The organism is Cedecea sp. FDAARGOS_727 (genome assembly GCF_012273235.1).
In the GTDB taxonomy this organism is placed as follows: Bacteria; Pseudomonadota; Gammaproteobacteria; order Enterobacterales; family Enterobacteriaceae; genus Cedecea; species Cedecea davisae.
The window spans coordinates 2309987-2324205 of sequence record NZ_CP050966.1; the positions used below are offsets into that span (position 1 = coordinate 2309987).

Genomic DNA, 14219 nt, shown 5'->3' on the forward strand with positions numbered 1-14219 from the left:
ACATCAAACGTGCCGATTATTCGTTTTCGCTGGCGTTATCGACTTCTGTTTCAGTAATTATCTGGTAAAGCTCTTCATCGCTGCTGGCCGAACGCAGGCGGCGGCAAATGGTTTTATCCGCCAGACGCTTCGCCACCAGAGACAGCGTATGAAGGTGGGTCTTGGTTTGATCCGCCGGCACCAGCAGCGCGAACAGCAAGTCCACCGGCTGGTTGTCGATAGCATCAAAAGCGATAGGCGTTTCCAGCTGGATAAAGACGCCAACGGCGCGCAGCGTATCTTCCTCAAGCTTGCCGTGGGGAATTGCAATGCCGTTGCCAATGCCGGTACTGCCCATACGTTCGCGGGTTAATACGGCTTCGAAAACGACCTGCGGCGGCAGGCCAAGCTGTTTTGCTGCCAGTTCGCTGATAATTTCCAGCGCACGTTTTTTACTCTGGCAGTGGACGCCACTGCGAGTACATTCCTGGTTAAGGACATTGCTCAGTTGTAGAGCCGAATCGTTGTTCATCATAAGTTCACCTAAGCATTTTTTGTGCGAACGGCCCGCTACACAGGCAGCGGGCCGACCGTATGCACATCTGATGCCCGGATTATCAGTGTTGTTTTAGTTTATCTTTGTGTTTTGTTAACTGTCGGGCCAGTTTATCAATCAGTCCGTCAATCGCGGCATACATGTCCTGGCCTTCGGCGCTGGCATGCAGTTCTCCACCGTTCACGTGCAGCGTAGCATCCGCCGCATGAGTTACTTTTTCCACCTTTAATACAATATAGACCTGGTTGATTCTTTCGAAGTACTGCTCCAGTTTGGCAAACTTAGCGTTCAAAAAATCACGCAGTGCATCGGTTATCTCGACGTTTTGCCCTGTAATGTTGAGCTGCATAGTGTCTTCCTTATCGGTGAAGTCACACCAGCTGTTTACGCTGGTTTGACGGTGGAATGGATAAAGATTCTCGGTACTTCGCAACTGTGCGGCGTGCCACCATAATACCCTGATCCGACAGCATTGAGGTTAATTTACTGTCGCTCAGAGGTTTGGCGGGGTTTTCCGCAGCTATTAACTTCTTCACCAGCGCACGAATTGCCGTTGAGGAGGCTTCGCCGCCGCCTTCGGTACTGACATGGCTGGAGAAGAAATACTTCAATTCAAAAATGCCGCGCGGGCTGTGCAAATACTTCTGCGTCGTCACCCTTGAGATGGTTGATTCGTGCATCTCTACCGCCTGGGCAATATCCGCCAGCACCATCGGCTTCATGTGCTCTTCGCCATGCTCAAAAAAGCCCTGCTGCTGCTCCACAATGCAGCGGCTAACGCGTAACAGCGTATCATTGCGGCTTTCGAGACTTTTAATCAACCACTTCGCTTCCTGCAGGTGACTGCGAATAAACTGCGAATCGCTGTCATTGCGGGTATTTCCGCCCATGGCGGCATATTGCTGGTTGATTTTGAGGCGGGGAATGCTGTCGGAGTTAAGCTCTACGGTCCAGCGTGACTGTAGCTTACGCACCAACACGTCCGGAATAACGTATTCAGGCTCGCCGGTTTGAATGGACTGGCCGGGGCGTGGGTCAAGCGACTGAATCAGGCACATGGCCTCTTTCAGCACGTCTTCTTTGATTCTTGTTACACGCATTAAGGCGCGGAAATCGTGGTTAGCCAGCAGATCTAAATGATCGCTAACAATCAGGCGAGCTTCAGCCAGCCAGGGCGTTTCTTTGGCGAATTGAGAAAGTTGGATCAGCAGGCAGTCGCGCAAATCTCTCGCCGCCACGCCTACCGGATCGAAGCGCTGAATGCGCTTAAGCACCGCTTCGACTTCATCGAGAGTGACCTCGTCGTTGCCCATGCTTTCCAGAATGTCTTCCAGCGGGACGGTGAGATACCCGGTTTCGTCTACCGCGTCGACTATCGAAGTTGCAATCGCGGTGTCCGTGTCGGAGAAGGGCGTCAGGTCAACTTGCCACATCAGGTAGTCCTGAAGCGACTGGGTCGTTTCCCCCTGATAAACGGGAAGCTCATCGTCGAGATAGTCGGTGCCGGTGCCCGAAGGGGTTCCTGCGGTATAGATCTCATCCCAACTGGCGTCCAGCGGCAGCTCCTCGGGCATATCTTTCTGTTCGAGGGCTTCGCGGGTGTCCATGGCTTCGCTCTCAGGCATTTCCTGAGTATCGATTTCATCATGCAGGTCGGTTTGCTCAAGCAATGGATTGCTGTCCAGTGCCTGCTGGAGTTCTTGCTGAAGCTCTAACGTCGAGAGCTGCAACAGGCGAATTGCCTGCTGTAGCTGGGGCGTCATAGCAAGTTGTTGGCTAAGCCGTAATTGCAAACCTTGCTTCATGTTCAGAGCAAACGTCCTCAAATAAGTCGTGTAAGACTTCCCACCCTATCAGAGTCTGAACTCTTCGCCCAGATAGACTCGCTTAACTTGCTCGTCTTCAAGGATTTCTTCCGGCGTGCCGTGGGCAATCAGGTGGCCCTGGCTAACGATATAGGCGCGTTCGCAGACGGCCAGCGTTTCGCGGACGTTATGGTCGGTAATCAGCACGCCGAGGCCGCTGTCGCGCAGATGCTCGATGATGCGTTTGATATCAATTACGGAAATCGGGTCTACGCCGGCAAAAGGTTCATCCAGCAGGATGAATTTTGGGTTTGCTGCCAGCGCGCGGGCTATTTCAACGCGGCGGCGCTCCCCGCCGGACAGCGACTGCCCAAGGCTATTGCGCAGATGAGAGATGTGGAACTCTTCCATCAGCTCGTTGGCGCGGTCTTCGCGCTGCTCTGAGGTCAGGTCATCGCGAATCTGCAACACCGCCATCAGATTATCGAAAACGCTCAGGCGGCGGAAAATAGAGGCTTCCTGAGGCAGGTAGCCGATACCACGGCGTGCGCGGGCATGCAACGGAAGCAGGCTGATGTCTTCATCATCAATGATGATATTGCCCGCATCGCGAGGCACGATACCTACAACCATATAAAACGTCGTGGTTTTACCGGCGCCGTTTGGCCCGAGCAGCCCAACGATTTCGCCTGATTTAACGGTCAGGCTGACGTCTTCGACCACGCGGCGGCCCTTGTAGGCTTTAGCCAGGTTTTTCGCAATTAAAGTTGCCATAACGAATTAGTTACTCTTTTTCTGTGCCGGCTGCTGGCCGTTTTTGTTTTGCAACTGAGACGGCACCAGCACGGTGGTGACTCGCTTGCCTTTATCGCTAAACGCCTGCATTTTTTGCTCTTTCACCAGGTAAGTTATCTTGTCGCCGGTGATATTGCTGTCCAGCTGTTCCAGGTAAGCTTTACCGGTCAGCACGACGAAGTCGTTGGCCAGCTCATAATGCATGGTGGAGGCGTGGCCTTTTACCGGCTTCCCGCTGTCCTGCATTTGGTAGAAGGTTGCCGGGTTGCCGTAGCCGTCGATCACCTCTTTGCCCTGCTCGCCGCCGGGACGGGTGACGACAACTTTATCGGCGTTGATTTTGATACTGCCCTGAGTCACCACGACGTTACCGGTGAAGGTGACGACGTTACCCTGCATATCGAGGGACTGCTGGTCCGATTCAATATGAATCGGCTGTTCGGTATCACCGGTCAGCGCCCAGGCGGACCATGGTGCGGCAAAGAGCGTACCAAGCAGAACAAGTTTAAGGCTGAGTTTGTTTATTCTGGATTTCATAAGAGGTTTTAACCTTTTCAATCAGCTGTGCAGTTTGGCTGCGTAAGTTGCCGCGCATTTTCAGGCCGCTGGAATTAAAGCTGGTACCGTACAGGGTAACCAGGTCGTCGGACGCAACGTCCTGGGTGACGAGGTTAACCTGCGCATTGTCTGTCGTGATTTTGCGTAACTGCGACTCCGGGGTCAGCGCCGTTACCACCACGTTGCCGTACAAATAGAGCATTTTGTCATCGGTAAGTTTGGCGCGATCGGCGTGAATTTCCCAGGTGGCGACCTTCTTTTCATCGTACTGGGTCATCACCGGTTTGGTGAACCAGGAAATCCCCGTATCCGAAAAATGTTCAACATGCTGGGCTATCAGCTTGTAATTCAGCGCGCCCTGCAGGTTGTACACTACCGTTGTGGAAAGCTCACTCTGATAGGTGGGATCATTATTTTTGACGGTTACGCCGGGTTCGTCACGATCCGTAAGATTCAGGCCGATCAGGACCAGCGCCGCGATGGCGAGCAGGATGATAAGCCAACGTTTGGTCTTACTCATATGGATTGCCCTTTGGCCTCGTCAAGCTTACCTTGCGCCATCAATAACAGATCGCAAACTTCCCGCACCGCGCCGCGCCCGCCGCTAATTCGGGTAACGTAGTCAGCCTTTGGCGTGAGCAGCGGATGGGCGTCTGCAACGGCTACGCTTAAGCCCACTTGTTCCATTACCGGCCAGTCGATCAGGTCGTCACCGATATAAGCCGCCTGCTCTGGAGAGAGCGCCAGCTTTGCCAGCAGATCGCGAAAGGCGATGAGCTTATCTGACTGCCCCTGATAGAGGTGCGTGATACCCAGAGTTTCACAGCGGTCTTCCAGCAGTTTTGCTTTCCTTCCGGTAATAATAGCGACTTCAATCCCGGAGGTCAGGGCGCAGCGAATGCCGTAGCCATCGCGCACGTTGAAGGCCTTCAGCTCTTCGCCGCTATTGCCCATGTAAATCAGGCCGTCTGACATAACGCCATCGACATCCAGAATCAGCAGGCGAACTTCTTTCGCCCGCTCTATGACCTGCGCGCTAACCGGCCCATAACAGGTGTTCAGCAACGCATCACGGTTACTCATTAAGGCTAATCCTTTGTTTAAACTACGCCTGCGCGCAGCATGTCATGCATATGTACCACACCCAGCAATTGGTCGCCATCTGCGACCAGAACCGAGGTGATATGGCGCGACTGCATCAGGTTCAGGGCGTCAACCGCCAATGTTCCCGGACGCACGCGAATGCCGCCTGCGGTCATCACGTCAGCAATGCGTAGGGTATTTAAATCAGCACCCATATCGAATACGCGACGTAAGTCGCCGTCGGTAAAGATGCCTTCAATTTTCATCAGGTCATTGCAGATGACCGTCATCCCCATATTTTTACGGGTAATTTCCAGCAGCGCGTCGCGCAGAGAGGCCTCTTTGCTGACGTGCGGAATTTCATCCCCGGAGTGCATAATGTCGTTAACTCGCAGCAGGAGTTTACGGCCCAGCGCGCCGCCCGGATGGGAAAGCGCAAAATCTTCGGGCGTAAAGCCGCGGGCTTTCAGCAGCGCGACAGCAAGCGCATCACCCATCACCAGCGTTGCCGTGGTGCTGGTGGTCGGTGCCAGGCCCAGAGGACAGGCTTCCTGTGGCACCGCGATGCACAGATGAATATCTGCCGCACGGCCCATTGAGCTTTCCGGGCGGCCAGTCATGCAAATTAACGGCACCTGCAGGCGTTTTAACACCGGGATTAGCGCCATAATTTCGTTAGATTCGCCGGAGTTGGAAATGGCTATCACGATGTCCTGCGCGGTAACCATGCCGAGATCGCCGTGGCTGGCTTCACCGGGATGGACGAAAAATGCCGGGGTGCCGGTGCTGGCGAACGTCGCCGCCATCTTCTTACCGATATGGCCCGACTTGCCCATGCCCATCACAACTATCTTGCCCGCGCAGTAAAACATTTTCTCACAAGCCTGCGAGAAGTCGTCGTTAATATACTGGTCGAGCTGAGCCAGGCCTTCACGTTCAATATTGAGCACGTCTTTGCCCGCTTGTTGAAAGTCAAAACCCGGCGCTAAATCTATATGAGACATAATTCCCGTTTCCGTTTTATCCGACGACAGGTGGTGCAACAAACCAAAGCACCACAATCCATACGATAAACCCACATGTTAACAGAGCGCCCGCGAGCTTGCCGATTTGGCGAGGTTTACGCCAGCAAAGCACGGCAAAAACAGCACTTACCGCTAACATCAGCCAATAATCACGCGCAAAGGCCAGCGGGTCGATACTGCCCGGAGCCACCAGTGCGGGGATCCCCAGAACAAAAACAATATTAAAAATATTTGAGCCAATGATATTGCCAATGGCGATGTCATCTTCACCTTTGCGTGCGCCCGCAATCGCCGTCGCCAGTTCCGGCAGGCTGGTGCCGATAGCAATGATCGTCAGGCCGATAACCAGCTCGCTCACGCCGAAATAGTGGGCGAGAACAGAAGCATTATCGATAACCATTCTGGTGGCCATCGGCATAATAACCAGCGCGACGCCGAGCCATAAAAACGCTACCGAAAGGCTGCCTTCCTGCGGCAGCTCGGCTAGCTGTTCGCGCGTGAGGCTATCTTCGCCCTGACGCTCGGCAAGGCGGCCTATTCTAATAATAAACAGCAGATATAGCACCGCCATTGCCAGCAGTATTATGCCTTTGAACTGGCTCAGTTCCCCGTCATACAGAAACAGGCCAGCGGCGGCGCTAACGATCAACATTAGCGGTAATTCGCGACGTACAATATCGGAATTGACGGTAAATGGGTGAAGCAGCGCGGCCAGGCCGAGAATCAGCATGATATTGGTTATATTAGAGCCGATTGCCGTTCCGACGGCTAAGTCCAACTGCCCGTGCAGCGCCGATGAGCTGGCAATAATGATTTCAGGAAGCGAGGTGCCAATGCTGACCACGGTCATGCCGATGATAAGCGGCGGGACGCCGATACTTCGACAAAGGATCGCGGCGGCAAAAACTAAACGATCGGCACCATAAACCACCAGAAGTAAACCGATAATTAATAGCGCCGTAGCTAACAGCATGAAAAATCCTTTATTAAGGTATAATCGCCGGTCCTGGGCCCTGAATGTTCCGGCGGAGCCGAAGCGCCGTCTGGACTTAGCCATAAGTCTTAATTCTGACTTTATGCGGCAGAAAAGTAAAACAAATGCCAGCTTTCGCTAACCCGGACAGGTAATATTCTGTAAAAATGATGGGTTTCAGCCTCTCTTTGAGGCCATGCTTGCCGCTTAAGACAAAAAAGGAAGGGCGATGAGTCAGACTGAAGCGAACCTGGTTGAGATCCGGGGGATGAGTTTTTCCCGTGGCGATCGCCAGATTTTCGATAATATTTCCCTGACCGTACCTCGCGGCAAAATAACCGCGATCATGGGGCCATCGGGGATCGGCAAGACGACGCTATTAAAACTTATTGGCGGGCAGATAACCCCCGATAGCGGTGAGATCCTGTTTGATGGCGAAAACGTTCCGGCAATGTCACGCTCGAGGCTTTTTACCGTCCGCAAGCGCATGAGCATGTTGTTCCAGTCCGGCGCGTTGTTTACCGATCTCGACGTGTTTGAAAACGTTGCCTATCCGCTGCGCGAGCATCGCAATTTGCCTGAGCCTCTGCTGCATAGCACGGTGATGATGAAGCTGGAAGCGGTCGGGCTGCGTGGTGCGGCTAAACTGATGCCGTCTGAGTTGTCCGGCGGGATGGCACGGCGTGCCGCGCTGGCTCGTGCTATTGCCCTTGAGCCAGACTTGATCATGTTTGATGAGCCTTTTGTTGGCCAGGACCCAATAACGATGGGCGTACTGGTGAAGCTTATCTCTGAGCTGAATAGCTCGCTTGGGGTAACCTGCATTGTGGTATCCCACGACGTTCCCGAAGTATTAAGTATCGCGGATTACGCTTATATTGCTGCCGACCAGCACATTGTGGCGCACGGTAGCGCGGCTGAGCTGCGTGAAAATCACGACCCACGCGTTCGACAATTCCTCGACGGCATCGCTGACGGACCGGTGCCGTTCCGTTATCCGGCCGGGGATTATCAACAAGATTTGTTATCTGGAACGAGGAGCTAAGCGCTCATGCTGCTAAATGCACTGGCATCTTTCGGGCGACGTGGGGTAAAAACCTGCGCTTCGTTTGGGCGTGCCGGATTGATGTTATTCAACGCGCTGGTAGGGAAACCGGAGTTTCGCAAGCATGCGCCGCTGCTGATGCGTCAGCTTTACAACGTCGGCGTGCTGTCGATGCTGATAGTCATGGTTTCCGGCCTGTTCATCGGCATGGTGCTGGGGCTGCAGGGCTATCTGGTGCTGACGACCTATAGCGCGGAGTCAAGCCTGGGTATGCTGGTTGCGCTCTCTTTGCTGCGCGAGCTGGGGCCGGTGGTTGCCGCGCTGTTGTTTGCCGGGCGTGCCGGGTCTGCATTAACCGCCGAAATTGGCCTGATGCGGGCGACCGAGCAGCTTTCCAGTATGGAAATGATGGCGGTCGATCCGCTGCGCCGCGTGGTTTCACCGCGCTTTTGGGCCGGTGTCATTTCTCTGCCGCTGTTAACGCTTATCTTTGTTGCCGTTGGCGTTTGGGGCGGCGCGCTGGTTGGCGTTAACTGGAAAGGTATTGACGCTGGTTTCTTCTGGTCGGCAATGCAGAATGCGGTTTCCTGGCGGCTTGATTTAGTGAACTGCGTGATTAAGAGCGTAGTTTTCGCCATTACCGTAACGTGGATTGCGTTATTCAACGGGTACGACGCGATTCCGACGTCCGCAGGGATCAGCCGGGCAACCACACGCACCGTTGTGCACGCTTCTCTGGCCGTCCTCGGCCTCGATTTTGTGCTGACAGCACTGATGTTTGGGAATTGAGTTCATGCAAACAAAGAAATTTGAAGTTTGGGTAGGTGCTTTTCTGCTGGTGGCGCTGGTAGCGATTATTTTCCTCTGCCTGAAAGTGGCTAACGTCACTTCCCTGCGCAGCGAACCGACTTATCGCGTCTATGCGACCTTTGACAATATCGGCGGCCTGAAAGTCAGCTCTCCGGTTCGCCTCGGTGGCGTAGTCATTGGCCGGGTTGATGATATCGCCCTCGACCCGAAAACTTATCTGCCGCGCGTAACGCTGGATATTGAGCAGCGCTACAACCAGATCCCCGATACCAGTTCGCTGGCTATTCGCACTTCTGGCCTGCTGGGTGAGCAGTACATCGCCCTGAACCTTGGCTTTGACGACCCGGAACTGGGATCATCTATGCTTAAAGACGGCGGTACTATCCAGGATACCAAGTCCGCGCTGGTGCTTGAAGACCTGATTGGTCAGTTCCTGTATAAGAGCGGCAACGGCGATAATAAGAATTCTGGCGATGCCGACCCGCATGCGGCGGGTCATACTGATGCTACGCCGCAGTCTGGCACCACGAATTAATCTAAGAGGAAACGAGTAATGTTTAAACGTCTTATGATGATTGCCATGTTGGTGATTGCGCCATTTGCCATGGCGGCAGACCAGAGTAATCCCTACAAATTAATGAACGAAGCGGCCCAGAAAACCTTCGACCGGCTGAAAACCGAGCAGCCTAAAATCCGCCAGAACCCGGACTATCTGCGTGATATCGTCGGCCAGGAGCTGCTGCCCTATGTGCAGGTGAAATACGCCGGTGCGCTGGTGCTGGGGCGCTACTACAAAGAGGCGACGCCCGCGCAGCGTGACGCTTATTTCAAAGCTTTTGAAGAGTATCTGAAGCAGGCTTATGGCCAGGCGCTGGCGATGTACCACGGGCAGACTTATCAGATTGCTCCGGAGCAGCCGCTGGGCAATGCCGATATTATCCCTATCCGCGTGACGATTATCGATCCAAACGGCCGTCCACCGGTGCGTCTTGACTTCCAGTGGCGTAAAAATAGCCAGACCGGTAACTGGCAGGCCTACGACATGATCGCCGAAGGGATCAGCATGATCACCACGAAACAGAATGAGTGGAGCGATCTGCTGCGTACTAAAGGGATCGACGGCCTTACCGCTCAGTTGCAGACTATTTCTAAACAGCCCATCACGCTGGACAGTAAAAAGTAATGGCAGAAGAACTCAGCTGGAAACAGGAAGGGGCGACCCTGCACCTGACGGGGGAGCTGGATGGCGAAACCGTTCAGTCGCTCTGGCAGGTGCGTGAGAAGGCGGTGGCTGGCGTAACGAGCTTTGAGCTTAGCGGCTTAACGCGCGTTGATACCGCAGGGCTTGCGCTGCTGATCCATCTGATTAATATCGCCGGGCGGAAAGGCGCGGAGGTTCGATTGCAGGGAGCCAGCGAGAATTTACGGACTCTTGCCCAGCTCTATAACCTGCCGGATAAACTGTTGCCGCACCTGGCCGGCTAATGTTTTCAGCACGTTACTATTAAAGCCCTCGAACTGTTAAGTTCCGGGGCTTTTTGCTTATTTCAGCGAGCGCCACTTTCCTCTAAGATGTGTGGCTTATTTCATTAACCGACGAATAGATAAAAAGCCCATGGAAAATCATGAAATTCAGACAGTGCTGATGAACGCACTGCCTCTCCAGGAAGTCCACGTCTCAGGCGATGGCAGCCACTTTCAGGTGATAGCGGTGGGTGAGTTGTTCGCCGAGTTAAGTCGCGTCAAAAAACAGCAAACGGTTTATGCGCCGCTGATGGAGTTTATCGCCGATAACCGTATGCATGCTGTTTCAATTAAGACCTACACTCCGGAAGAGTGGGCGCGCGATCGCAAGCTAAATGGTTTTTGAGCCATCGGCCCGTGCTGATGGTAACGGTTTGAATTTTAAAGAGAGCAGTTTTAATGGATAAATTTCGTGTGCAGGGGCCGACCCGCCTGAGCGGTGAAGTCACAATTTCCGGGGCTAAAAACGCCGCGCTGCCGATCCTCTTCGCAGCCCTGTTGGCGGAAGAGCCGGTTGAGATCCAGAACGTTCCAAAGCTGAAAGACATTGATACCACCATGAAGCTGCTGAGCCAACTGGGGACCAAAGTTGAACGTAATGGCTCGGTGCATATCGACGCCAGCGGCGTCAATATCTTCTGCGCACCCTATGACCTGGTGAAAACCATGCGTGCTTCTATCTGGGCGCTGGGGCCGCTGGTTGCTCGTTTTGGACAGGGTCAGGTTTCTCTGCCGGGCGGCTGCGCTATCGGCGCACGTCCGGTTGACCTTCATATTACCGGCCTGGAGCAGCTGGGTGCCGAGATCAAGCTGGAAGAGGGTTACGTTAAGGCTTCTGTAAATGGCCGCCTTAAAGGGGCTCATATCGTGATGGATAAGGTGAGCGTTGGCGCTACCGTTACTATCATGAGCGCCGCGACGCTTGCCGAAGGCACCACGGTTATTGAAAATGCCGCACGTGAGCCGGAAATTGTTGATACAGCAAACTTCCTCAACACGCTGGGCGCTAAAATCACCGGCGCAGGTTCTGACCGTATTACCATCGAAGGCGTTGCTCGCCTCGGCGGCGGCGTGTACCGCGTACTGCCTGACCGCATTGAAACCGGGACTTTCCTGGTTGCTGCGGCTATTTCCGGCGGTAAGATCATTTGCCGTAATGCCCAGCCGGATACGCTGGATGCGGTGCTGGCAAAACTGCGCGAAGCCGGGGCTGATATTGAAACCGGTGAAGATTGGATAAGCCTCGATATGCACGGCCAGCGCCCGAAAGGCGTGACCGTTCGCACGGCTCCACATCCGGGCTTCCCGACGGATATGCAGGCGCAGTTCACCCTGCTTAACCTGGTAGCGGAAGGAACCGGCGTGATTACCGAAACCATCTTCGAAAACCGCTTCATGCATGTGCCTGAGCTGATTCGTATGGGCGCGCACGCGGAAATCGAAAGCAATACCGTTATCTGTCACGGCGTTGAAAAGCTCTCCGGAGCGCAGGTCATGGCCACCGATTTACGCGCTTCCGCAAGCCTGGTGCTCGCCGGCTGTATTGCCGAGGGGACTACGCTGGTTGACCGTATCTACCATATCGATCGCGGCTACGAGCGCATTGAAGACAAACTTCAGGCTCTGGGTGCCAACATTGAGCGCGTGAAGGGCAGCGAGTAATTCCTTTTGCCTGAAGCGTAGAAAACCGGGGCTTGCCCCGGTTTTTTTATGGCTGACGAATTCTACTGGCTCTATCGATAAACTCATGGGTAAACGGATCGTGATAACGCGAAGGCCAGATTACCTGCGGCTCCACGCCAAGTCCCTGAGCGATAATCAGCTCTCCTTTAGGCCAAGGACGGGACAGGGCATTGGCAAGCGTTGATGAGCTTAAACCTGCCTGACGAGACAGCGCGGCCAGCGAGGTTCCCTTTTTTCGTAGCCCGGCAATAATATCCGCCGGATGCCAGTCCACATATTTATTTTCCATAATCTCTCCCTGTAGATCTTATAAGTTCAGCTCTGAGCTGAACGATGGCAAGGCAAGGTTATATCATAAAAGTTTCCAAATGGTTCCAGTAACTATTGGAAATAACTAAATATGTGTTTAATCACACAAAAGGGAGGGATTTTAATGAGATATTTAGCGATAGATGGCGTTTTTTAGAAAGAAAAAATAATTTATTGGAGTTTTTTTGGCGCGCCTGCCGACGCGCTCAGAAAGGCTAGCGATCGCGCTGAACTGACATGTGAGCCAGAGAGATAAGCGCTTCGCGATAAGGGCTGTCAGCAAGAACGGAAAGTGCGCTAATGGCCTTGTCCGCTTCTTCTTCAGCCCGCTGACGCGTCCATTCCAGCGAGCCACAGGAAGCCATTGCCTCCAGCACCGGCTGCAGAAGATGACGGCCGTTCCCCTGTTCAATTGCACCGCGAATCATCAGGGTCTGCTCCGGCGTACCGTTACGCATCGCGTGCAGCAGCGGCAGAGTAGGCTTACCCTCATTCAGGTCGTCACCTACGTTCTTACCCAGCGTCTCACCGTCCGCGCTGTAATCCAGCAGGTCGTCAATTAACTGGAAAGCCGTGCCCAGATAACGACCGTAATCCTGTAGGGCTTTCTCCTGAGCTTCCGTCGCACCGGCAAGAATACCGGAGCACTGAGCGGCAGCTTCGAACAGCCGTGCGGTTTTACTGTAGATGACCCGCATGTAGCTCTCTTCGGTGATATCAGGATCGTTACAGTTCATCAACTGAAGCACTTCGCCTTCAGCTATGACGTTAACGGCCTCAGACATCACTTCCAGAACCTTCAGCGAACCGAGACTGGTCATCATCTGGAAGGCGCGGGTATAAATAAAATCACCGACCAGCACGCTGGCAGCGTTGCCAAAGGCGGCATTTGCCGTGGCCTTGCCGCGGCGCATGTCCGATTCGTCCACTACGTCGTCGTGAAGCAGCGTAGCGGTATGTATGAATTCTATAAGGGCTGCAATCCTGACGTGCGCCTGGCCTTCATAGGCAAGCGCGCGTGCGGCGAGCACGGCAATCATAGGACGAATACGTTTACCACCACCGCTGACGATGTAGTAGCCCAGCTGGTTGATAAGCTGGACGTCCGAATTCAGTTGTTCCAGGATTGTCGCATTGACACCCGCCATATCTTGCGCGGTTAACTCATTAATTTTTTCTAAATTCATCGCAAAAGTCTGGCTTTCGTCCTGTTTATTCCATATCCATATGGCATAACGAGAGGGTTGAGGTTCGATACTGTAGTACAGATTGTACTGAAAAAACGAGGCAGATAAACGGTGTGTGTGCGGTTGCGTTTTTTTTCTACGCTAATTGACGAACGGGCTTGTCAAAGCCTCACGATTTGCGTAATATTCGCGCCCTATTGTGAATATTTATAGCGCTACCTGAAACCAACGTAAGGTATGTGCGGAAAGCGGAGTTTTATATGTACGCGGTTTTCCAAAGTGGTGGTAAACAACACCGAGTAAGCGAAGGTCAGACCGTTCGCCTGGAAAAGCTGGACATCGCAACTGGCGAATCTGTTGAGTTCGCTGAAGTTCTGATGATCGCTAACGGTGAAGAAGTCAAAATCGGCGTTCCTTTCGTTGATGGCGGCGTTATCAAGGCTGAAGTTGTTGCTCACGGTCGTGGCGAGAAAGTTAAAATCGTTAAGTTTCGTCGTCGTAAGCACTACCGTAAGCAAGCGGGCCACCGTCAGTGGTTCACTGATGTGAAAATTACTGGCATCAGCGCCTAAGACCTGAGGAGTAGATTAAATGGCACATAAAAAGGCTGGCGGCTCAACTCGTAACGGTCGCGATTCAGAAGCAAAACGCCTGGGCGTGAAACGCTTCGGCGGTGAAACTGTTCTGGCTGGTAGCATCATTGTTCGTCAACGTGGTACCAAATTCCACGCGGGTAACAATGTAGGTTGTGGTCGTGACCACACCCTGTTTGCTAAAGCAGACGGTAAAGTGAAATTCGAAGTTAAAGGCCCGAACAATCGTAAATACATCAGCATCGTTGCTGAGTAAGTTTTTCGGTCCGGTAACGGATGAAAGCCCCGCAACGT

At 53.4% G+C, this 14219-nt stretch carries 20 protein-coding genes; 9 read left to right on the forward strand and 11 right to left on the reverse strand.

The window, feature by feature from the left end:
* Positions 1-16: 16 nt before the first annotated feature.
* From ptsN to FOC35_RS11085, 9 genes are all read right to left on the reverse strand, one after another.
* Complete coding sequence (ptsN, locus tag FOC35_RS11045; RefSeq protein ID WP_016538394.1) at positions 17-514, reverse strand: PTS IIA-like nitrogen regulatory protein PtsN; 498 nt, start codon at positions 512-514, stop codon at positions 17-19.
* 82 nt (positions 515-596) lie between these two features.
* Positions 597-884 carry a ribosome hibernation promoting factor gene (gene hpf, locus FOC35_RS11050; protein ID WP_016538393.1) on the reverse strand — a complete coding sequence of 96 codons (288 nt, stop codon included), beginning with the start codon at positions 882-884 and terminating at the stop codon, positions 597-599.
* 22 nt (positions 885-906) lie between these two features.
* Entirely contained in the window at positions 907-2340 is a 1434-nt protein-coding gene (gene rpoN, locus FOC35_RS11055) for an RNA polymerase factor sigma-54 (RefSeq protein ID WP_016538392.1), read from the reverse strand.
* A gap of 48 nt (positions 2341-2388) precedes the next feature.
* Positions 2389-3114, reverse strand: a complete 726-nt coding sequence (lptB, locus tag FOC35_RS11060; RefSeq protein WP_016538391.1) for an LPS export ABC transporter ATP-binding protein — start codon at positions 3112-3114, stop codon at positions 2389-2391.
* A 6-nt stretch (positions 3115-3120) separates the two neighbouring features.
* Positions 3121-3672, reverse strand: a complete 552-nt coding sequence (gene lptA, locus FOC35_RS11065) for a lipopolysaccharide ABC transporter substrate-binding protein LptA (protein WP_016538390.1) — start codon at positions 3670-3672, stop codon at positions 3121-3123.
* The gene (lptC, locus tag FOC35_RS11070; protein ID WP_172568905.1) at positions 3641-4213 is read right to left on the reverse strand and encodes an LPS export ABC transporter periplasmic protein LptC; all 573 of its coding nucleotides are present in this window, start codon (positions 4211-4213) and stop codon (positions 3641-3643) included. The genes lptA and lptC overlap by 32 nt, the downstream gene beginning before the upstream one ends.
* Entirely contained in the window at positions 4210-4776 is a 567-nt protein-coding gene (gene kdsC, locus FOC35_RS11075) for a 3-deoxy-manno-octulosonate-8-phosphatase KdsC (protein ID WP_016538388.1), read from the reverse strand. Before kdsC ends, lptC begins: the two co-directional genes overlap by 4 nt.
* Before the next feature lie 17 nt (positions 4777-4793).
* Positions 4794-5780, reverse strand: coding sequence for an arabinose-5-phosphate isomerase KdsD (gene kdsD, locus FOC35_RS11080; RefSeq protein WP_172568906.1), 987 nt, complete (start codon positions 5778-5780; stop codon positions 4794-4796).
* 16 nt (positions 5781-5796) lie between these two features.
* A complete protein-coding gene (locus FOC35_RS11085) occupies positions 5797-6774 on the reverse strand; it encodes a calcium/sodium antiporter (RefSeq protein WP_039898865.1) in 978 nt (325 codons plus the stop codon).
* 229 nt (positions 6775-7003) lie between these two features.
* On the opposite strand from FOC35_RS11085, the gene mlaF reads away from it, so the two are divergent.
* The 7 genes from mlaF (at position 7004) to murA (ending at position 11815) form a co-directional block, all read left to right on the forward strand.
* Entirely contained in the window at positions 7004-7819 is an 816-nt protein-coding gene (gene mlaF / locus FOC35_RS11090) for a phospholipid ABC transporter ATP-binding protein MlaF (protein WP_016538385.1), read from the forward strand.
* A gap of 6 nt (positions 7820-7825) precedes the next feature.
* Positions 7826-8608, forward strand: coding sequence for a lipid asymmetry maintenance ABC transporter permease subunit MlaE (gene mlaE / locus FOC35_RS11095; RefSeq protein WP_172568907.1), 783 nt, complete (start codon positions 7826-7828; stop codon positions 8606-8608).
* Positions 8609-8612: 4 nt separating this feature from the next.
* Positions 8613-9164 (forward strand): outer membrane lipid asymmetry maintenance protein MlaD, encoded by a 552-nt coding sequence (gene mlaD, locus FOC35_RS11100; protein ID WP_016538383.1) that lies wholly within the window; start codon positions 8613-8615, stop codon positions 9162-9164.
* 18 nt (positions 9165-9182) lie between these two features.
* Complete coding sequence (gene mlaC / locus FOC35_RS11105; protein WP_172568908.1) at positions 9183-9812, forward strand: phospholipid-binding protein MlaC; 630 nt, start codon at positions 9183-9185, stop codon at positions 9810-9812.
* Positions 9812-10114 (forward strand): lipid asymmetry maintenance protein MlaB, encoded by a 303-nt coding sequence (mlaB, locus tag FOC35_RS11110; protein WP_016538381.1) that lies wholly within the window; start codon positions 9812-9814, stop codon positions 10112-10114. Before mlaC ends, mlaB begins: the two co-directional genes overlap by 1 nt.
* Positions 10115-10244: 130 nt before the next feature.
* Entirely contained in the window at positions 10245-10499 is a 255-nt protein-coding gene (ibaG, locus tag FOC35_RS11115; protein ID WP_008454819.1) for a BolA family iron metabolism protein IbaG, read from the forward strand.
* A 53-nt stretch (positions 10500-10552) separates the two neighbouring features.
* Positions 10553-11815 carry a UDP-N-acetylglucosamine 1-carboxyvinyltransferase gene (murA, locus tag FOC35_RS11120; protein ID WP_016538380.1) on the forward strand — a complete coding sequence of 421 codons (1263 nt, stop codon included), beginning with the start codon at positions 10553-10555 and terminating at the stop codon, positions 11813-11815.
* 46 nt (positions 11816-11861) lie between these two features.
* Here murA and sfsB read toward each other — a convergent pair whose 3' ends face one another.
* Together sfsB and ispB are read right to left on the reverse strand one after the other, a co-directional pair.
* Entirely contained in the window at positions 11862-12125 is a 264-nt protein-coding gene (gene sfsB, locus FOC35_RS11125) for a DNA-binding transcriptional regulator SfsB (RefSeq protein ID WP_016538379.1), read from the reverse strand.
* A gap of 235 nt (positions 12126-12360) precedes the next feature.
* Positions 12361-13332: an octaprenyl diphosphate synthase gene (gene ispB, locus FOC35_RS11130; RefSeq protein WP_016538378.1), complete on the reverse strand. Its 972-nt coding sequence runs from the start codon at positions 13330-13332 to the stop codon at positions 12361-12363.
* Positions 13333-13592: 260 nt separating this feature from the next.
* On the opposite strand from ispB, the gene rplU reads away from it, so the two are divergent.
* Both rplU and rpmA read left to right on the forward strand, forming a co-directional pair.
* A complete protein-coding gene (rplU, locus tag FOC35_RS11135) occupies positions 13593-13904 on the forward strand; it encodes a 50S ribosomal protein L21 (protein ID WP_016538377.1) in 312 nt (103 codons plus the stop codon).
* A 19-nt stretch (positions 13905-13923) separates the two neighbouring features.
* Complete coding sequence (gene rpmA / locus FOC35_RS11140; protein WP_007673187.1) at positions 13924-14181, forward strand: 50S ribosomal protein L27; 258 nt, start codon at positions 13924-13926, stop codon at positions 14179-14181.
* Positions 14182-14219: the final 38 nt, after the last annotated feature.